The following is a 14,049-nucleotide window of genomic DNA, read 5'->3' on the forward strand; positions in this document are numbered from 1 at the left end:
GCCGGCGTGTGTGACCCCGACCACAGGATGGGGGTCAACGTATCGGCCGGAGCCGGCCAGCACCAATCTGGGTGGCCCTCCCCGCACCCCGCTCGTACGCCGTCCGGAGCACGAGGACGGGACGCAGATGGGCCGGCGCCGGCAGGTCTGTGGGGGACCTGTCGACGCCGGCCCGCCTCCATGGGGGCTGGAGGCTGGGCAGCTCTCGCTACCCGGTGATGAAGGAGGCCCTCACCGGCTCGTGGCGCGCAGGCCGGTGTCGGGCAGGACCTCGGGGGCCGCGCACAACGCCGGGATGCGGAGCGTGTCGAGACGGGTGGAGCCGACCTTCAACGTGACCTTCGCCCTGGGCTGTCCCTTCGTGACGAACCTCTTCTTCGCGAGGGACTTCACGGCGACCTTGTGGACCTTCTTGCCGACCCGCAGCTTGTAGACCACCGTCTCGCCGGAGCGGTTGGCGAGCCTGGCCCGGACGGTGCCCTGGCAGCTCGCCCGCACCGAGCCGACCGCCTTGCCGAAGGCCTGCTCGGGCAGGACCTCTGGCGGGACCGGCGGGGCGACGGGCGAGACGACGGGCGGCGGCGGGACGGCCGGCGTGCAGACCAGCACGGCAGCGCTCGCCGTCGGGTCGGTGCCGACCGGCTGGTCGATCGTCGCCGTGTTGGTCCAGCTGCGGCAGGCACCGGCGGCGCCACCGGCCAGGGTGAGCGAGTAGGTGTAGCTCCGCACCAGCCCGGCCTCCCACGTCAGCGCCGGGTCGAGGACGACGCGCTGGCCGGCGACGGTCTTGTCGTCGACCACCTGCACCGTCTTGTTGGTCTCCGAGCGGACCGCGAACGTGACCGGCTCGGTGGACTCGGTGACCGACGTCGAGGTCGCCTCACCCGCCGGGTCCCACGTCGCCGTCACGCTCACGGTCCCGGAGCCTGCGGGCCTCGAGGTGAACGTGCAGGCGATCGGCAGGGTCGCCGAGTCGTCGGCTGCGACCACCACGTCGTCGCCGCCGGTGACGGTGCAGACCGCGCCCCCGCCGAGGTCCGTCGACGCGGTGACGTCCGCGACGATGTCGCCGTCGGCGTACTGGTTGGGGTTGGTGATCGCCACCTCGCCCTGCAGCCGCCACCCGGACTCGGTCCTCGCGCCGGCCCGGGCCGTCACGGTGTAGGTGAAGGTCGCGTTGCCGTTGGCGTCGACCGTGCGCTGGGTGGCGTCGGAGACCTTGGTGATCGACCACGCGTGGTCACGGGTCAGGTCGGCCGTGGCCGTCGGCGGCAGCTGCAGCGGCTTCTCGACGCAGACCTCGACCGACGCGTCGTCGGAGTCGACGTCCTTCGAGTCGGTCGCCACCACCGTGGCGGTGTTGTCGTACGTCGTGCACTCGCCCGGGACCCCGTCGAACTCCTTCGTGTAGGTGAAGGTCCGCGGGCCCTCGGACGCCGTGACCACCGCGCCGCCGGGCACGTCGCCCAGCTGGACCTGGCTGTCGGTCACCGTCGCGGTCGCGTCGGTCACCGTCGGCTTCGCGTTCGCGAAGTCGAACCCGGCGGTGCCGGATGCCGAGCCGCTCGTGCCGACGTACGCCGCCTTGTCCCACGTCGCCGTGGCGGTGTTGCTGCCCGTCGTGGTCGCGGTGGCGTCCGGCAGGACGCACGAGTAGCCGTACGTCGACTCCCCGCTCGCGATCGACAGCGTGCCCGCAGGCGTGTCGATCGTGCACTGCCCGCCCGGCAGCGAGTCGGTCAGCTGCACCCCGGAGATCGTGGTCTCGTTGGGGTTGTCGACCGTGATCACGCCGGAGACGACGAACGCCGTGTCCTGCGCCGCGGACGGCGTCACCACGACGTCGTACGTGAACGACGCGGGCGTGCCCTGCGGCACCGTCTGCGAGGAGTCACCCTTCACCGACTTCTCGATCGTCCAGTCGTAGTCACGGGCGAACTGCGGCTTCGCGGTCTTCGTGACGACCAGGTCATCGAGGTCGACGCAGACCTCGACGGTCTCGCTGTCGGAGTCGACGTCCTTCGAGTCGGTCGCCACGACCTTCGCGGTGTTGTCGTAGGTCGTGCACTTCCCGGGCACGCCGTCGAACTCCTTGCTGTAGGTGAAGGTCCGCGGGCCGTCGGCGGCCTTCACCACCACCCCGTCGCCGGTGCCGCCGGGCAGCACGACCTGGGTGTCGGTGACGGTCGCGGTCGCGTCGGTCACCGTCGGCTGCGCGTTTGCGAAGTCGAACCCGGCTGTGCCCGAGGCGGAGCCGCTGGTGCCCAGGTAGGCCGTCTTGTCCCACGTCGCGGTCGCGGTGTTCGTGCCAGTCGTGTCAGACGTCGCGTCCGGCAGGACGCACGAGTAGTCGAACGTCGACGTGCCCTTCGCGATCGACAGGGTGCCCGCGGGCTTGTCGATCGTGCACTGACCACCCGGCAACGAGTCCGCCAGCTGCACCCCGGAGAGCGTCGTCTCGTTGGGGTTGGTCACCGTGATCTCGCCGGTGACGACGAACGTGCTCTCCGCGCCGATCGACGGGGTCACCACGACGTCGTACTCGAACGAGGCCTTCGCGCCCTCGTCCACCGTCTGTGACGAGTCACCCTTGACCGACTTCTCGATCGTCCAGTCGTGGTCACGGGCGAACGCCGGCTTCGCAGACTTCGTGACGACCAGGTCGTCGAGCTCCACGCAGACCTCGACACTCTCGCTGTCCGAGTCGGCGTCCTTCGAGTCGGTCGCCACGACCTTCGCGGTGTTGTCGTACGTCGTGCACTTCCCGGGCACGCCCTCGAACTCCTTGCTGTAGGTGAAGGTCCGCGGCCCGTCCGACGCCTTGACCACGACGCCGTCCGGGGACGTGCCGTCCAGGTCGACCTGGGTGTCGGTCACCGTGGCGGTCGCGTCCGTGACGCTCGGCTTCGCCGCGGCGAAGTCGAACCCGGCCGTGCCCGACGCGCTGCCGCTCGTGCCCAGGTAGCCCGCCTTGTCCCACGTCGCGGTCGCGGTGTTGGTGCCCGTCGTGGCTGCGGTCGCGTCCGGCAGGACGCAGGAGTAGGCGAACGTCGACTCCCCGCTCGCGATCGACAGCGTGCCCGCAGGCTTGTCGATCGCGCACTGGCCACCCGGCAGCGAGTCGGCCAGCTGCACCCCGGAGATCGTCGTCTCGTTGGGGTTCTCGACCGAGATCTCGCCGGTGACGACGAACTCACCGTCTCCGCTGATCGACGGGGTCACCACGACGTCGTACTCGAACGAGGCCTTCGTGCCCTCGTCCACCGTCTGCGAGGAGTCGCCCTTCACCGACTTCTTGATCGTCCAGTCGTAGTCGCGGGCGAACGCCGGCTCCGCGGTCTTGGTGACACGCAGGTCCTTGAGCTTCACGCAGACCTCGACGGTCTGCTCGGAGGTGTCGAAGTCGTCGGTGTCGCTCTCGTTGACCCGCGCCACGTTCTCGTAGTCGCGGCAGGCGCCCGGAGGGCCGCCGACGGCCGGGCCGGAGTAGGTGGCGACGACGACCCGGTGGTCGGGCGCCTTCCAGACGTCGGACCACAGGTAGCTCTCTTCGCCGATCGGCGTCGCCGAGCCACCGTCGAACGCGTCGGTCACCGAGGCACGCTCGTCGATCTTCGGCTGCGCCGTGATGTCGTACGTCGTGGTGGCGCTGACGGTGCCCGGGTGGGCCGCGGCCAGCGGGTAGGTGCCCTGGTCCCAGCTGACCGTCGCGGTGGTGTCACCGCTGACGAGCTCGCCGGCACCCGGGTCGCACGCGTAGGCGTACGGCGTGACGCCGGCGCCGACGTCGACCTGGACCCCCGCGGTGCCCGGGTCGACGTCGACGTCGTCGTTGGTCGGCAGGAAGCGGCACGACAGGTCGCCGTCGATGCTGATCGTGGCTCGCATCATCGGGTGCGTGGCGGCCGGGTTGGGGTTGGTCACCCGGACCGTGCCGGTCACCTTCTTGTCCGTGGGCTCGCCCTGGGGCAGCGCCTCGAGCTCGACCTGGTAGTCGAACGTGGTGGTCTGGCCCTCCTCGACGGTCTTCGACGCGTCGCCGACGACGGTCTTGTGCACCCGCCAGTCGTACTCGAGGCCGTAGGACCCCGAGGCCTGGTTGGTCACGGCGAGGGGGTCGAAGTAGAGCTTGTTGGTGAACTCGACCGTGGCCACGCTCGTGCCCGAGCTCCCGACGACCACGTTCGTGTGGACCGTGGCGTCGGGCGCGTAGCCGGCGGGGGTCGCGATCTCCTTGACCGTGTAGGTGCCCGGCTTGGCGGGGTCGATGGTCACGCGGCCGTCAGCGACGGTGTCGATGCCCGGCGCGGCACCGTCCTTGACGACGAGCTTGTCGGCCGCGGCGCCCGTGACGCCCGGGACCGGGTTCTTGGTGACCTCGAAGGTCGCGCCGGGAACGAGCCGCTCGAACTGGTCGCGCTTCTCGATGACGAGCTTGCCGCAGGTCGGCGGCACCTGGATGCCGATGCCCCCGACGAAGTCGAGCAGCGACGACTTCTCAGCGTCTCCGGCGAAGGAGCGGACGTTCATCACGCCGTACGCGCCGCGGCAGTCGCCCACGTTGTCGAAGGAGCTGAGGTTGACCGCGCCCTCGGCGAAGAGCTTGCCCTCACCGGTTGCACCGTCGAAGCCGGCGCCGGTGGTCGGGGTCGGGCACCAGGCGGACGGTGTGGCGTAGCCGGGGACGGGGAAGCAGCCCGTCGTGAACGAGTCGGTCGCGGACTGGGTCCACTTGTAGGCCGCGGACAGCAGGAAGTTGCCGTTGCCGTCCTGGTCGAAGCGCAGGAGCAGGTCATTGACCGAGCGATCCGGCCGGAACTCGACCGAGTCGTCGGCCTCCTTGGGGAGGTTGGCCTTCTGGTTGAACTCGGCCATGAACGTCATGGTCCCGCTCTCGGCGAGACGCCGGAACCCGAGGAAGGCCCACGTCGAGGTGCCGGTCACGAAGTGCGAGTAGACGTCGGTGATGTCGCCCTGGTCGGTGGCGGTGCCGGTGCCCTCCTTCCAGTCGCTCGGGTTCTGGAACTCCTTCGAGCCGCCGGTGAAGTTGCTGTCGTCGTCGGTCTTCACGGGGTCTGGGGTCGGGGGTGCGATGCCCGGGCTGGTCCAGTCGAGGCCGCCCCCGTTGACGAGCGTGTTCCCGTCGATCTCGAACCCGGCCGTGACGCCCGCCCCCGCTGACGTGGTGCTCACGGCCTGGACCGCGACCGTCGGCACGAGCAGGAGGAGCGCGACCAGCGTCCTCAACCGCCCGGGTCCCGGTTGCCGTTCGGCGGCATGGGCCCGCCTGGCCCGCCGTCCCCGTGGTGCCGTCGTCGTTGTTCGTACGCGTTGCATTGCCCCGCCCCCTGGCGCGAGTAGTCCCCACTGATACCTGTCCGGTGACCGACGCCCCCAGCGCTGCCGACCGTTGATCGCCGTGCACCCCCAAGTGGCACGGCACGCATGTCTCGAACAGCAGCGTGGCCTCAGGTCACCACGACGGGAATCCACCGCGGGGAGGCCGCGGCCAACCTGCGGAGCGGCTTGACCCAACGTTGGTAAAGCGGCCCGGATAACGCCCTGTGCGGACCAGACCACGTACCCAACCTGGGAGAGGTGACCGACGGTCCGGGAACGACGAACCGGCGCCGACGGGACCCGTGGGACCCGTCGACGCCGGCTCGGCGTCGTACGTCGCTCAGCTGCTCGTGGCGCGCACCCCCGTGTCCGGGAGGACCTCCGGCGCCGCGCACAGGCCCGGGATGCGGACCTGGTCGAGCCGGGTGGAGCCGACCTTCAGCACCACCTTCGCGCGTGCTGGGCCCCGGGTGACGAACTTCCGCGCGTCCTGGGCCTTCACGGCGATGCGGTGCACCTTCGAGCCGACGCGCAGCGTGTAGACGACCCGCTCACCGGAGCGGTTTGCCAGCCGTGCGCGCACGGTGCCCTGGCACGTGACCTTGACCTTGCCGACAGCCTTGCCGAACGCCTGCTCCGGCAGCACCTCGGGCGGCGCCACGACGGGAGGCGTCACCGGCGGGGTCACCACAGGCGGGGTCACCGGCGGCATCACCGGCGGGACCGGCGGGGTCACCGGCGGCGGGGGCGGCGGAGGCGGCGTGACGCACTTGTCCTTGGTGAAGGTGAACGTCCACTCCGTCGTCGCGCCGTCCTTCACGACCACGCCGTCCTTCGGGACAGCCTTCACCGTGTGGGACGTGCCCGTGGCCACGACCTCGCCGGCCGCGACAGCCGCGCCGTCCAGCGTGTACGTGAAGTTCGCATCCATCGGGATCACGAGGCGGTCATCGGTCGGCCCCGAGGCCGGCTCGCACACGTCCGACTTCGTCGGAGCAGTCGGCGCCACCGGAGTCGGCGGCGTCACGCACTTCTCCTTGGTGAACGTGAACGTCCACTCCGTCGTCGCGCCCTCCTTCACCACCACGCCGTCCTTCGGGACAGCCTTCACCGTGTGCGACGTACCCGTCGCCACGACCGAACCGGCCGCGACAGCCGCCCCGTCCAGCGTGTAGGTGAAGTTCGCATCCATCGGGATCACGACCCGGTCATCGGTCGGCCCCGAGGCCGGCTCGCACACGTCCGACTTCGTCGGAGCAGTCGGCGCCACCGGAGTCGGCGGCGTCACGCACTTCTCCTTGGTGAACGTGAACGTCCACGTCTTGGTCGCCCCCTCCTTCACCACGACACCGGCCTTCGGAACAGCCACCACCGTGTGCGACGTACCCGTTGCCACGACCTCACCCGCCGGGACGGCCACGCCGTCCAGCTCGTAGGTGAAATGCGCGTCCGACGGGATGACGACCCGGTCGTTCGTCGGACCCGTAGCCGGCTCACACACGTCCGACGACGTCGGAGCAGTCGGGACCACCGGAGTCGGCGCCTTGACGAGCGTGACCGAGTAGTGGCTGATCCCCTTGCCCGAGGAGTGCGAGATGGTGATCGTCTTGACCGGAGGGTCGATGTCGTGGACCTCGGTCCGGGTGCCGGCCTTCACGCACCAGCTGCTGATGAGGTACCCGTCGGGCGCGGTGTAGGTGATGGTCTCCTTCTCGCCCGTGACCTCGACCTTGTCACCTGCGCAGATCTCGGAGGTGGCGGAGGCGGGCGTGGCGGCCTGGGCTCCCAGCACCGCGATGGTGGGGAGCAGCAGGAGCAGTGACGCGAGCCCCTTCCACCCCCTGGTTCGGGCGCGCGGAATCGTCGTACGTGCGTGCATGTGCTGCCCCCTGGCATGTGACCCATGTGTCCCTGCGGCAGGCCCGGTGGGCCATGCGCGCCGGTCACCGACCCCCCCGGCCGGCTCCCGGCGACCACCATCCACCCGCCACTAGCGCACGGAGAAGTGGTGCGGGGCAAGCAATGCTCAACCTCCGAGAGGTCTTGCTGAACTCTCGGACGATTCGCCGAGATATCGCGCGTGTCGCGGTCGCGCGAGCCAGACCGCGGTGAGGCGGCGGAGCGTCAGACGGTGCGCTCAGCCGCGCCCGTGCGGCGTGCGCCAGCCCGATTCGTCGGGGCCGACCGGGATGATCTGCGTGGGGTTGATGTCGGTGTGCACGACGTAGTAGTGCTGCTTGATCTGGTCGAAGTCGACCTCGTCGGCGAAGCCGGGGGTCTGGAAGAGGTCGCGGGCGTAGCCCCAGAGGTTCGGCATCTCGGTCAGCTTGTTGCGGTTGCACTTGAAGTGGCCGTGGTAGACCGCGTCGAAGCGCACCAGCGTGGTGAAGAGCCGTACGTCGGCCTCGGTGATGGCGTCGCCCATCAGGTAGCGGCGGTCGGCGAGGCGCTCCTCGAGCCAGTCGAGCGTGGTGAAGAGGCGGTCGTAGGCGTCCTCGTACGCCTCCTGCGAGCCGGCGAAGCCGCATCGGTAGACGCCGTTGTTGACCTCGGTGAAGACCCGCTTCATCACCGACTCCATCTCCTCGCGGAGGTCGGCGGGCCAGAGGTCGGGGGCGTCGGGGCGCTGGTGCTCGCGCCACTCGAACGACAGGTCGTGGGTGATCTGCGGGAAGTCGTTGGTCACGACCTTGCCCGACTCGACCTCGACGATCGCCGGCACGGTGATGCCGCGCGGGTAGTCGGGCTCGCGGGCGAAGTAGGCCTCCTGCAGGCGCTCGATGCCGAGCACCGGGTCGCGGCCGTCCTCGTCGAGGTCGAACGTCCAGCTGCGGGCGTCGTGGGTCGGTCCGGGCGCACCCCAGGAGATGACGTCCTCGAGGCCGAGGAGCGTGCGGATGATGATGGAGCGGTGCGCCCACGGGCACGCCCGCGCCGCGACGAGGCGGTAGCGGCCGGGCTCGGCCCTCCACACGGTCACCTCACGCGGGCTGTCCTTCGATCCGCTGGGGAACTGCTCGTCCAGCGGGTCGGCCGACCGGTCCCCCGCGAGCACGCGGTCCGGGAGGTAGGACATGTCGCGCTCGAAGGGCTTGCCCTTGGTGGTGTAGGTCGCCGTGTCGTTCACACTTCAACCATAGCGAGTGGGGTGTCGGGCGCTCAGGGGGCGAAGCGGCCGGCCACCTCGACCACGCGGTCGAAGGCCTCGGCCTCGCCGATGCTGACGCGTACGCCGTCGCCGGCGAAGGGGCGCACCGAGATCCCGACCTCCCCGCACGCGGCGGCGAAGTCGAGGGCGCGATCGCCCAGCGGGAACCACACGAAGTTGCCCTGGGCGTCGGGGAGGTCCCAGCCCACCTCGCGCAGCCGGGCGACCAGGTCGGCGCGACGCGCGACGAGGTCCTCGACGCGCACGAAGAGCTCGGCCTGCGCCTCGAGCGACGCGATGGCCGCGGCCTGGGCGACGTGGCTGACGCCGAAGGGCAGCGAGACGGCGCGGAGGGCGGCCGCGAGCGGTGCGGGAGCGACGGCGTACCCGACCCGGAAGCCGGCGAGGCCGTAGGCCTTGGAGAAGGTGCGCGTCAGCACGACGTTGTCGTGCTGGCGGTAGGTCGCGATGCCGTCGATGGCGTCGTCCATCCGCACGAACTCGAGATAGGCCTCGTCGACCACGACCACCACGTGCGAGGGGACCTTCGCGATGAACGCGTCGAGCTCGGACTGGGTGACGGCCGGACCGGTCGGGTTGTTGGGCGTGCAGACGATGACGACCTTGGTGCGGTCGGTGACGGCGGCAGCCATCGCGTCGAGGTCGTGGCGCCCGTCGGCGGTGACCGGCACCTGCACGCTGCGCGCCCCGCCGGCGGTGACTGCGATGGGGTAGGCCTCGAAGGAGCGCCAGGCGTAGACGACCTCGTCGCCCGGCTCGCAGAAGGCGTTGACGAGCTGGTAGATCAACGCGACCGACCCGGTCGCCGCGGCGAGGTCCTCGGCCGGCACGCCCATCGCGTCGGCGAGCGCGGCGTAGAGGGCGGCGCTGCCCATGTCGGGGTAGCGGTTCATCTCCGCCGCTGCCTCGCGGGCGGCCTCGAGCACGCCCGGGAGCGGCGGGTAGGGGTTCTCGTTGGACGAGAGCTTGTAGGACGTCAGCCCGGGTCGGGCGACGGGCGGCTTGCCGGCGACGTACGCAGGGATGGCGAGCACGTTGGGCCGGGGCTGGGGTGAGCTCATGGCCGCACCCTAGTGACCGACGGGCTGACGCGGCGCCCGCCGGCCCCGCCACGGCCGCACCACCGGCAGCAGGACGAGCCCCATGGCGAAGCCGATGCCCGCGCCGAGGATGTTGTCGACCATGTCGGTGACGTCGCACGCCCGGTCGAGCCGGGCGAGCTGGAGCTGCGTGAACTCGATCGTGAGGCTGTACGCCGTCAGCGCCGCGAGGCCGACCGGCGCGAGGACCAGGCCCGCCCACCAGCGTCCGACCGCCAGCACGAGGAACAGCCCGGCCGGCACGAAGAGCAGCACGTTGAGGGTGCGCTGGTCGAAGCCGAGAACCTCGAAGGCCGCGCCCGACGGTCCGCCGTAGTCCCACGAGCAGGCCTCGCTGCGGCTCTCGGCAGGCACGACGCCGACGTCGGCCCGGGTGGGCACGAGGGTCACGAGCGCGATCGCGACGAGCGACCACAGGAGGCCGGCGACCGAGACCGCCGAGGCGGTGCCGAGCCGGGGCCGCAGGACCGTCGCGAGCAGGGCGGCGAGACCAGCGGCGACGAGGGCGCCGAGCACCATGACGCCCGTGCCTCCGATCATGACCATCCGGGGAGGGTAGTCGGCCCTCGATCGCGTGTTTCGACGCGCCGTCGCGTCCTCGCGAGCTCGGCCGCGGGCTTGCTCAACCTCCCGCCACACGCCGGACGCGACTTCGTCGCTCCCGGCTAGTGTCGTGACATGAGGTTCCTGATGTGGCTGCTCACCTACGCGGCGGGCCTGACCGTCGCGGCCTGGCTGCTGGACGGCATCTGGTTCGAGGGCGCGAAGAGCGGCAGCGCCGAGCTGCAGGACAAGTGGCTCGACGTGCTCGCCGTGGCGCTCATCCTCGGCCTGGTGTCGACCTTCATCGAGCCGGTGGTCAAGCTGCTGTCCCTGCCGTTCATCATCCTGACGCTGGGCTTCCTGCTGCTGGTGATCAACGCCGGGATGCTGCTGTTCACCGCCTGGCTGGCCGACCTCTTCGACCTCGGCTTCCACGTCGACGGCTTCTGGAGCGCGCTCGTCGGCTCGATCATCATCACGATCGTCGGCTGGGGCGTCCGCGTCGCCCTGCCGGGCGACTGACGCGGGGCTGGTGCGAGTGCCCGCACTCCCCGCCGCCCGCGAGCCCGGGCGCTACCGGATCGCGCTCGTCTGCCTCGGCAACATCTGCCGCTCGCCGACCGCGCACGTCGTCCTCGAGAGCCGGCTCGCCGACGCCGGCCTCGCCGACCGCGTCGAGGTGGCGTCGTCTGGCACGGGCGGGTGGCACGTCGGCAACCCGATGGACCCGCGCGCCGCGGCCACCCTGGCCGCGTCGGGCTACGACCCGAGCCGGCACCGTGCCCGGCAGTACGACGCCACCTGGCCCGAGGCGTACGACCTCGTGCTCGTGATGGACGAGGCCAACCTCGCCGACGTGGGCGGGCGCACCGATCGTGTGGGCATGTTCCGTGACCTCGATCCGGTCGATCCGGGTGGCGCCGTACCGGACCCGTACTACGGTGGGGCCGACGGGTTCGAGGAGGTGCTGGCGATGGTCGAGCGCACGAGTGATGCGATCGTGGCGGCCCTCCCCCGCGCTCTCGGGGGCACGGGCTGATGGCTCGCCAGCCGCTGGTCGCCAAGCGGGCCGAGGAGCTTCTCGACGCCGCCGTCGTCGCGACCTCGCCGGTGGCGGGCGGCGACATCGCCACGGCGACGCGGCTGCGCCTGTCCAGCGGGCAGACGGCGCTGATGAAGACGCTGCCCCACGCGCCGGAGGGCTTCTTCGAGGCCGAGGCCGAGGGGCTGCGCTGGCTCGCGGAGGTCGAGGGCGGGGTGCCGGTGCCCGACGTGCTGGCCGCCGCCGACGACTGCCTGGTCCTCGCCTGGGTGGAGCAGAGCGCCAAGACGCCCGTCGAGGCCGCCGTCACCTTCGGCCAGCAGCTCGCCACCACCCACGCCGCGGGCGCCGACGGGTGGGGGCTCGACCACGACGGCTTCATCGGGCGGCTCCCGCTGCCCAACAAGCCCGCCGACTCGTGGCCGGAGTTCTACGCGGTGCGCCGGGTGCTGCCCTACCTCAAGCTCGCCCGCGACCGGGGAGCGATCTCCGAGACCGACGCCGCATCGGTCGAGGCCGTCGTGGGCAAGCTGACCGGGCTGCTGCCCGACGAGACCCCCGCCCGCCTCCACGGTGACCTCTGGAACGGCAACTGCCTGTGGGGCCAGGACCTCGCCATCCACGTCATCGACCCCGCCGCCCACGGCGGCCACCGCGAGCTCGACCTGGCGATGCTGCACCTGTTCGGCCTCACGCACCTGCCGCGGGTGATGGCGGCATACGACGAGGCGCAGCCGCTCGCCGAGGGCTGGGAGGACCGCCTCGGGATCCACCAGCTCTTCCCGCTGCTCGTCCACGCCTGCATGTTCGGCGGCGGCTACGGCGCGCGGGCTGGCACCGTCGCGGCCCGATACGCCTGAGCCGGGAGCTCACCCGAACTCACCCCGAAGGCCCCTGCTCCTGATGTCGAGGAACGCCTCGAGGTCGACGTACTCGTCGTGGACGTCGAGGAGCCAGGCGAGGAGTGCGAGCTCCTCCGCCAGCGGCAGGTGGACCCCGTCCTCCGCCTGGCCGACGACCACGTTCAGGTGGGCGCCCACCGGGTCGGTGTCCTCGCCGCGATCCAGCATCTCGATGACGCTCTTGACGTGCTCGTCGACCCGCCCCAGGCGCAGCGGACCGACCGGCACCCCGCGGTCGACCAGCCAGCGGAGCGCGCGTCCCGACATCACCCAGGGCCGCTCGCCGAATTCATCGGCCGCGAGGGGGTCGAGCAGGCCGCGGCGCCGGGCGGACCACCCCTCAGACGTGCGCGAGAGCGCCTCGGCGGACTGGACGAGCTGGTCGAGGGACAGCGACGGGTCCACGACGGCGTCGTCGGGCCCCTCGAAGGGCAGGAGGCCGGAGACCGGCACCTCGCACAGCCGGGCGGCGGCCGCGCCGACCCGCTCTCCCCGCAAGCTCAGCCGGAGGTCCCGTCGGTCGAGGACCTCGGGGAGGAAGTAGGCCGGGAAGGGGCCACCCCTCATTTCACCCAGCCAGTCGAAGAGACCCACCTCGACGTCGAGCTCCAGCGTCGCCGGGACCCGGAAGCCGGCGGCCGCGCGCTCGGCCACGAGCGCCGCCAGGGCGTGGAGGTCGACGGGCCGATCATCTCCGAGGGCGGCCCGTACGTCGGGTCGGGCCAGCACGGCGACGTACGTCGACCGGAGCTCGCCCTGGACATCGATGGCCGGGACCGCGGCTTCCACGGCCCCCAGCAGCGCCGACAGGAGGTCACCCGCGTCCGCCTCCCCCCACCGCGTGGCAGGTGCGGGCGCGAGCACCACGCTCCGTCCCGAGAAAACCGCATGCGGGCCTGCTTCGGGGCGGTCACGAGCACCGACGCGGGTCAGCCCCGCCAGCGCGAGCTGGAGCAGCGAGTCGCACCCGATCCGCACCCCGAGGTCCCGGCCGAGCGCCCGCGCCTCGGCGGCGAACTGGTCCTCGTCGCCTGGCGTGTCCCGGATCGACCGCAGTCGCGCCTCGAGCTCGGCCGCCGTGCTGATCCTCACCACGGTCCTCCCGGGCGCCTCGCGTACCAGACGGCCGCCGTAGGCGTCGCGAGGGCGAGCGCCAGGACTGCCACGGCGGCGGTTGCCTGGCCCGCGCCCGCTCCCACCCACTCTCCGAGCGCCGTGACGCTGGTCAGCACCGCCACGTTGACGACACCCAGGGCCGCGGCCACGGCGAGGGCCGCCGTACGCCGAACCCCGACCAGACCCGCCCGGGCTCGCCGCTCCGGGAGCTCCCCCTCGCCGACAACCGCACCTTCCAGGGCGCGGGACCGGAACGCCACGACCACCGCGGCGACCCCGGGGATCGCGGCGCCCAGGACGAGGGACAGCGCCCCCACCACGGGCCGGGCGATCCCGTCGGCGTCGAGCCAGTCGCCCACCGGGAACAGCTCTCGCAGCGCGAGCCCGGCGAGGACCGTCGCAGCGACGGCGAGCACGAGCACCGTGGCCGCCTGCCACCAGCCCGCCGCCGAGGCCGCCGCCCGACCGGACAGTCCCCTCGCGCGCTCCGACGACCACGCGTCCGCCGACCGTGCGCCCAGGGTGCCCGCCCAGACCAACGCCACCACGAGCGCGGCCATGCCCAGCACGGCACTCCAGAGGACCACCGGCGTCAAGAGCAGCCAGGACCACAGGACGTTGACCCGCAACGCCACGAACCTGTGGGCGCGATACCTGCGGTCGCGCTGCTCCATGTGCACTCCCTTCGCCCCTCGTCGGCGTCTGACAGCACCCGACGCAGTCCCTCCGACGCCCACAGCATGACGGCGGCGATCGCTCGTCGGGCAGGAATGGTGAGACCCCGACCCATCCCCGGTCGAGTGCGCTCGCGGTAGTGGTCGCCACGGAGCCGCGCAC

General features: G+C 71.6%; 10 protein-coding genes. 3 read left to right on the forward strand and 7 right to left on the reverse strand.

Going from position 1 to position 14,049, the window contains the following annotated elements; translation table 11 throughout:
• Nucleotides 1-231: 231 nt before the first annotated feature.
• The 5 genes from HOO61_RS03200 to HOO61_RS03220 form a co-directional block, all read right to left on the reverse strand.
• On the reverse strand, nucleotides 232-5,193 hold the full coding sequence (locus HOO61_RS03200; RefSeq protein ID WP_172256860.1) for a prealbumin-like fold domain-containing protein: 4,962 nt from the start codon (nucleotides 5,191-5,193) through the stop codon (nucleotides 232-234).
• A 487-nt stretch (nucleotides 5,194-5,680) separates the two neighbouring features.
• Nucleotides 5,681-7,219 carry a hypothetical protein gene (locus HOO61_RS03205; RefSeq protein WP_172256862.1) on the reverse strand — a complete coding sequence of 513 codons (1,539 nt, stop codon included), beginning with the start codon at nucleotides 7,217-7,219 and terminating at the stop codon, nucleotides 5,681-5,683.
• 258 nt (nucleotides 7,220-7,477) lie between these two features.
• Nucleotides 7,478-8,467: a glutathione S-transferase family protein gene (locus HOO61_RS03210; RefSeq protein ID WP_367649997.1), complete on the reverse strand. Its 990-nt coding sequence runs from the start codon at nucleotides 8,465-8,467 to the stop codon at nucleotides 7,478-7,480.
• A gap of 32 nt (nucleotides 8,468-8,499) precedes the next feature.
• Complete coding sequence (gene hisC / locus HOO61_RS03215; protein ID WP_172256864.1) at nucleotides 8,500-9,570, reverse strand: histidinol-phosphate transaminase; 1,071 nt, start codon at nucleotides 9,568-9,570, stop codon at nucleotides 8,500-8,502.
• 9 nt (nucleotides 9,571-9,579) lie between these two features.
• Nucleotides 9,580-10,155 carry a VanZ family protein gene (locus HOO61_RS03220; protein WP_172256866.1) on the reverse strand — a complete coding sequence of 192 codons (576 nt, stop codon included), beginning with the start codon at nucleotides 10,153-10,155 and terminating at the stop codon, nucleotides 9,580-9,582.
• 132 nt (nucleotides 10,156-10,287) lie between these two features.
• On the opposite strand from HOO61_RS03220, the gene HOO61_RS03225 reads away from it, so the two are divergent.
• From HOO61_RS03225 to HOO61_RS03235, 3 genes are read left to right on the forward strand one after another with little or no spacing between them, the layout of a single operon-like run.
• Nucleotides 10,288-10,674: a phage holin family protein gene (locus tag HOO61_RS03225; RefSeq protein ID WP_172256868.1), complete on the forward strand. Its 387-nt coding sequence runs from the start codon at nucleotides 10,288-10,290 to the stop codon at nucleotides 10,672-10,674.
• Between the two features lie 16 nt (nucleotides 10,675-10,690).
• Nucleotides 10,691-11,191 (forward strand): low molecular weight protein-tyrosine-phosphatase, encoded by a 501-nt coding sequence (locus HOO61_RS03230; RefSeq protein WP_367649998.1) that lies wholly within the window; start codon nucleotides 10,691-10,693, stop codon nucleotides 11,189-11,191.
• Entirely contained in the window at nucleotides 11,191-12,054 is an 864-nt protein-coding gene (locus tag HOO61_RS03235; protein WP_172256872.1) for a fructosamine kinase family protein, read from the forward strand. Before HOO61_RS03230 ends, HOO61_RS03235 begins: the two co-directional genes overlap by 1 nt.
• Nucleotides 12,055-12,063: 9 nt before the next feature.
• On the opposite strand, the gene HOO61_RS03240 is transcribed toward HOO61_RS03235, so the two are convergent.
• Both HOO61_RS03240 and HOO61_RS03245 read right to left on the reverse strand, forming a co-directional pair.
• Entirely contained in the window at nucleotides 12,064-13,188 is a 1,125-nt protein-coding gene (locus HOO61_RS03240; RefSeq protein WP_172256874.1) for a hypothetical protein, read from the reverse strand.
• Nucleotides 13,185-13,886 (reverse strand): hypothetical protein, encoded by a 702-nt coding sequence (locus tag HOO61_RS03245; protein WP_172256876.1) that lies wholly within the window; start codon nucleotides 13,884-13,886, stop codon nucleotides 13,185-13,187. The genes HOO61_RS03240 and HOO61_RS03245 overlap by 4 nt, the downstream gene beginning before the upstream one ends.
• Between the last annotated feature and the right edge of the window lie 163 nt (nucleotides 13,887-14,049).

Source organism: Nocardioides sp. zg-1230 (assembly GCF_013155335.1).
Lineage (GTDB): Bacteria > Actinomycetota > Actinomycetes > Propionibacteriales > Nocardioidaceae > Nocardioides.

Coding starts and splice junctions, on each gene's coding strand:
- hisC (WP_172256864.1), bottom strand. CDS start 9,570: ATGAGCTCACCCCAGCCCCGGCCCAACGTGCTCGCCATCCCTGCGTAC.
- HOO61_RS03245 (WP_172256876.1), bottom strand. CDS start 13,886: ATGGAGCAGCGCGACCGCAGGTATCGCGCCCACAGGTTCGTGGCGTTG.
- HOO61_RS03205 (WP_172256862.1), bottom strand. CDS start 7,219: ATGCACGCACGTACGACGATTCCGCGCGCCCGAACCAGGGGGTGGAAG.
- HOO61_RS03220 (WP_172256866.1), bottom strand. CDS start 10,155: ATGGTCATGATCGGAGGCACGGGCGTCATGGTGCTCGGCGCCCTCGTC.
- HOO61_RS03225 (WP_172256868.1), top strand. CDS start 10,288: ATGAGGTTCCTGATGTGGCTGCTCACCTACGCGGCGGGCCTGACCGTC.
- HOO61_RS03235 (WP_172256872.1), top strand. CDS start 11,191: ATGGCTCGCCAGCCGCTGGTCGCCAAGCGGGCCGAGGAGCTTCTCGAC.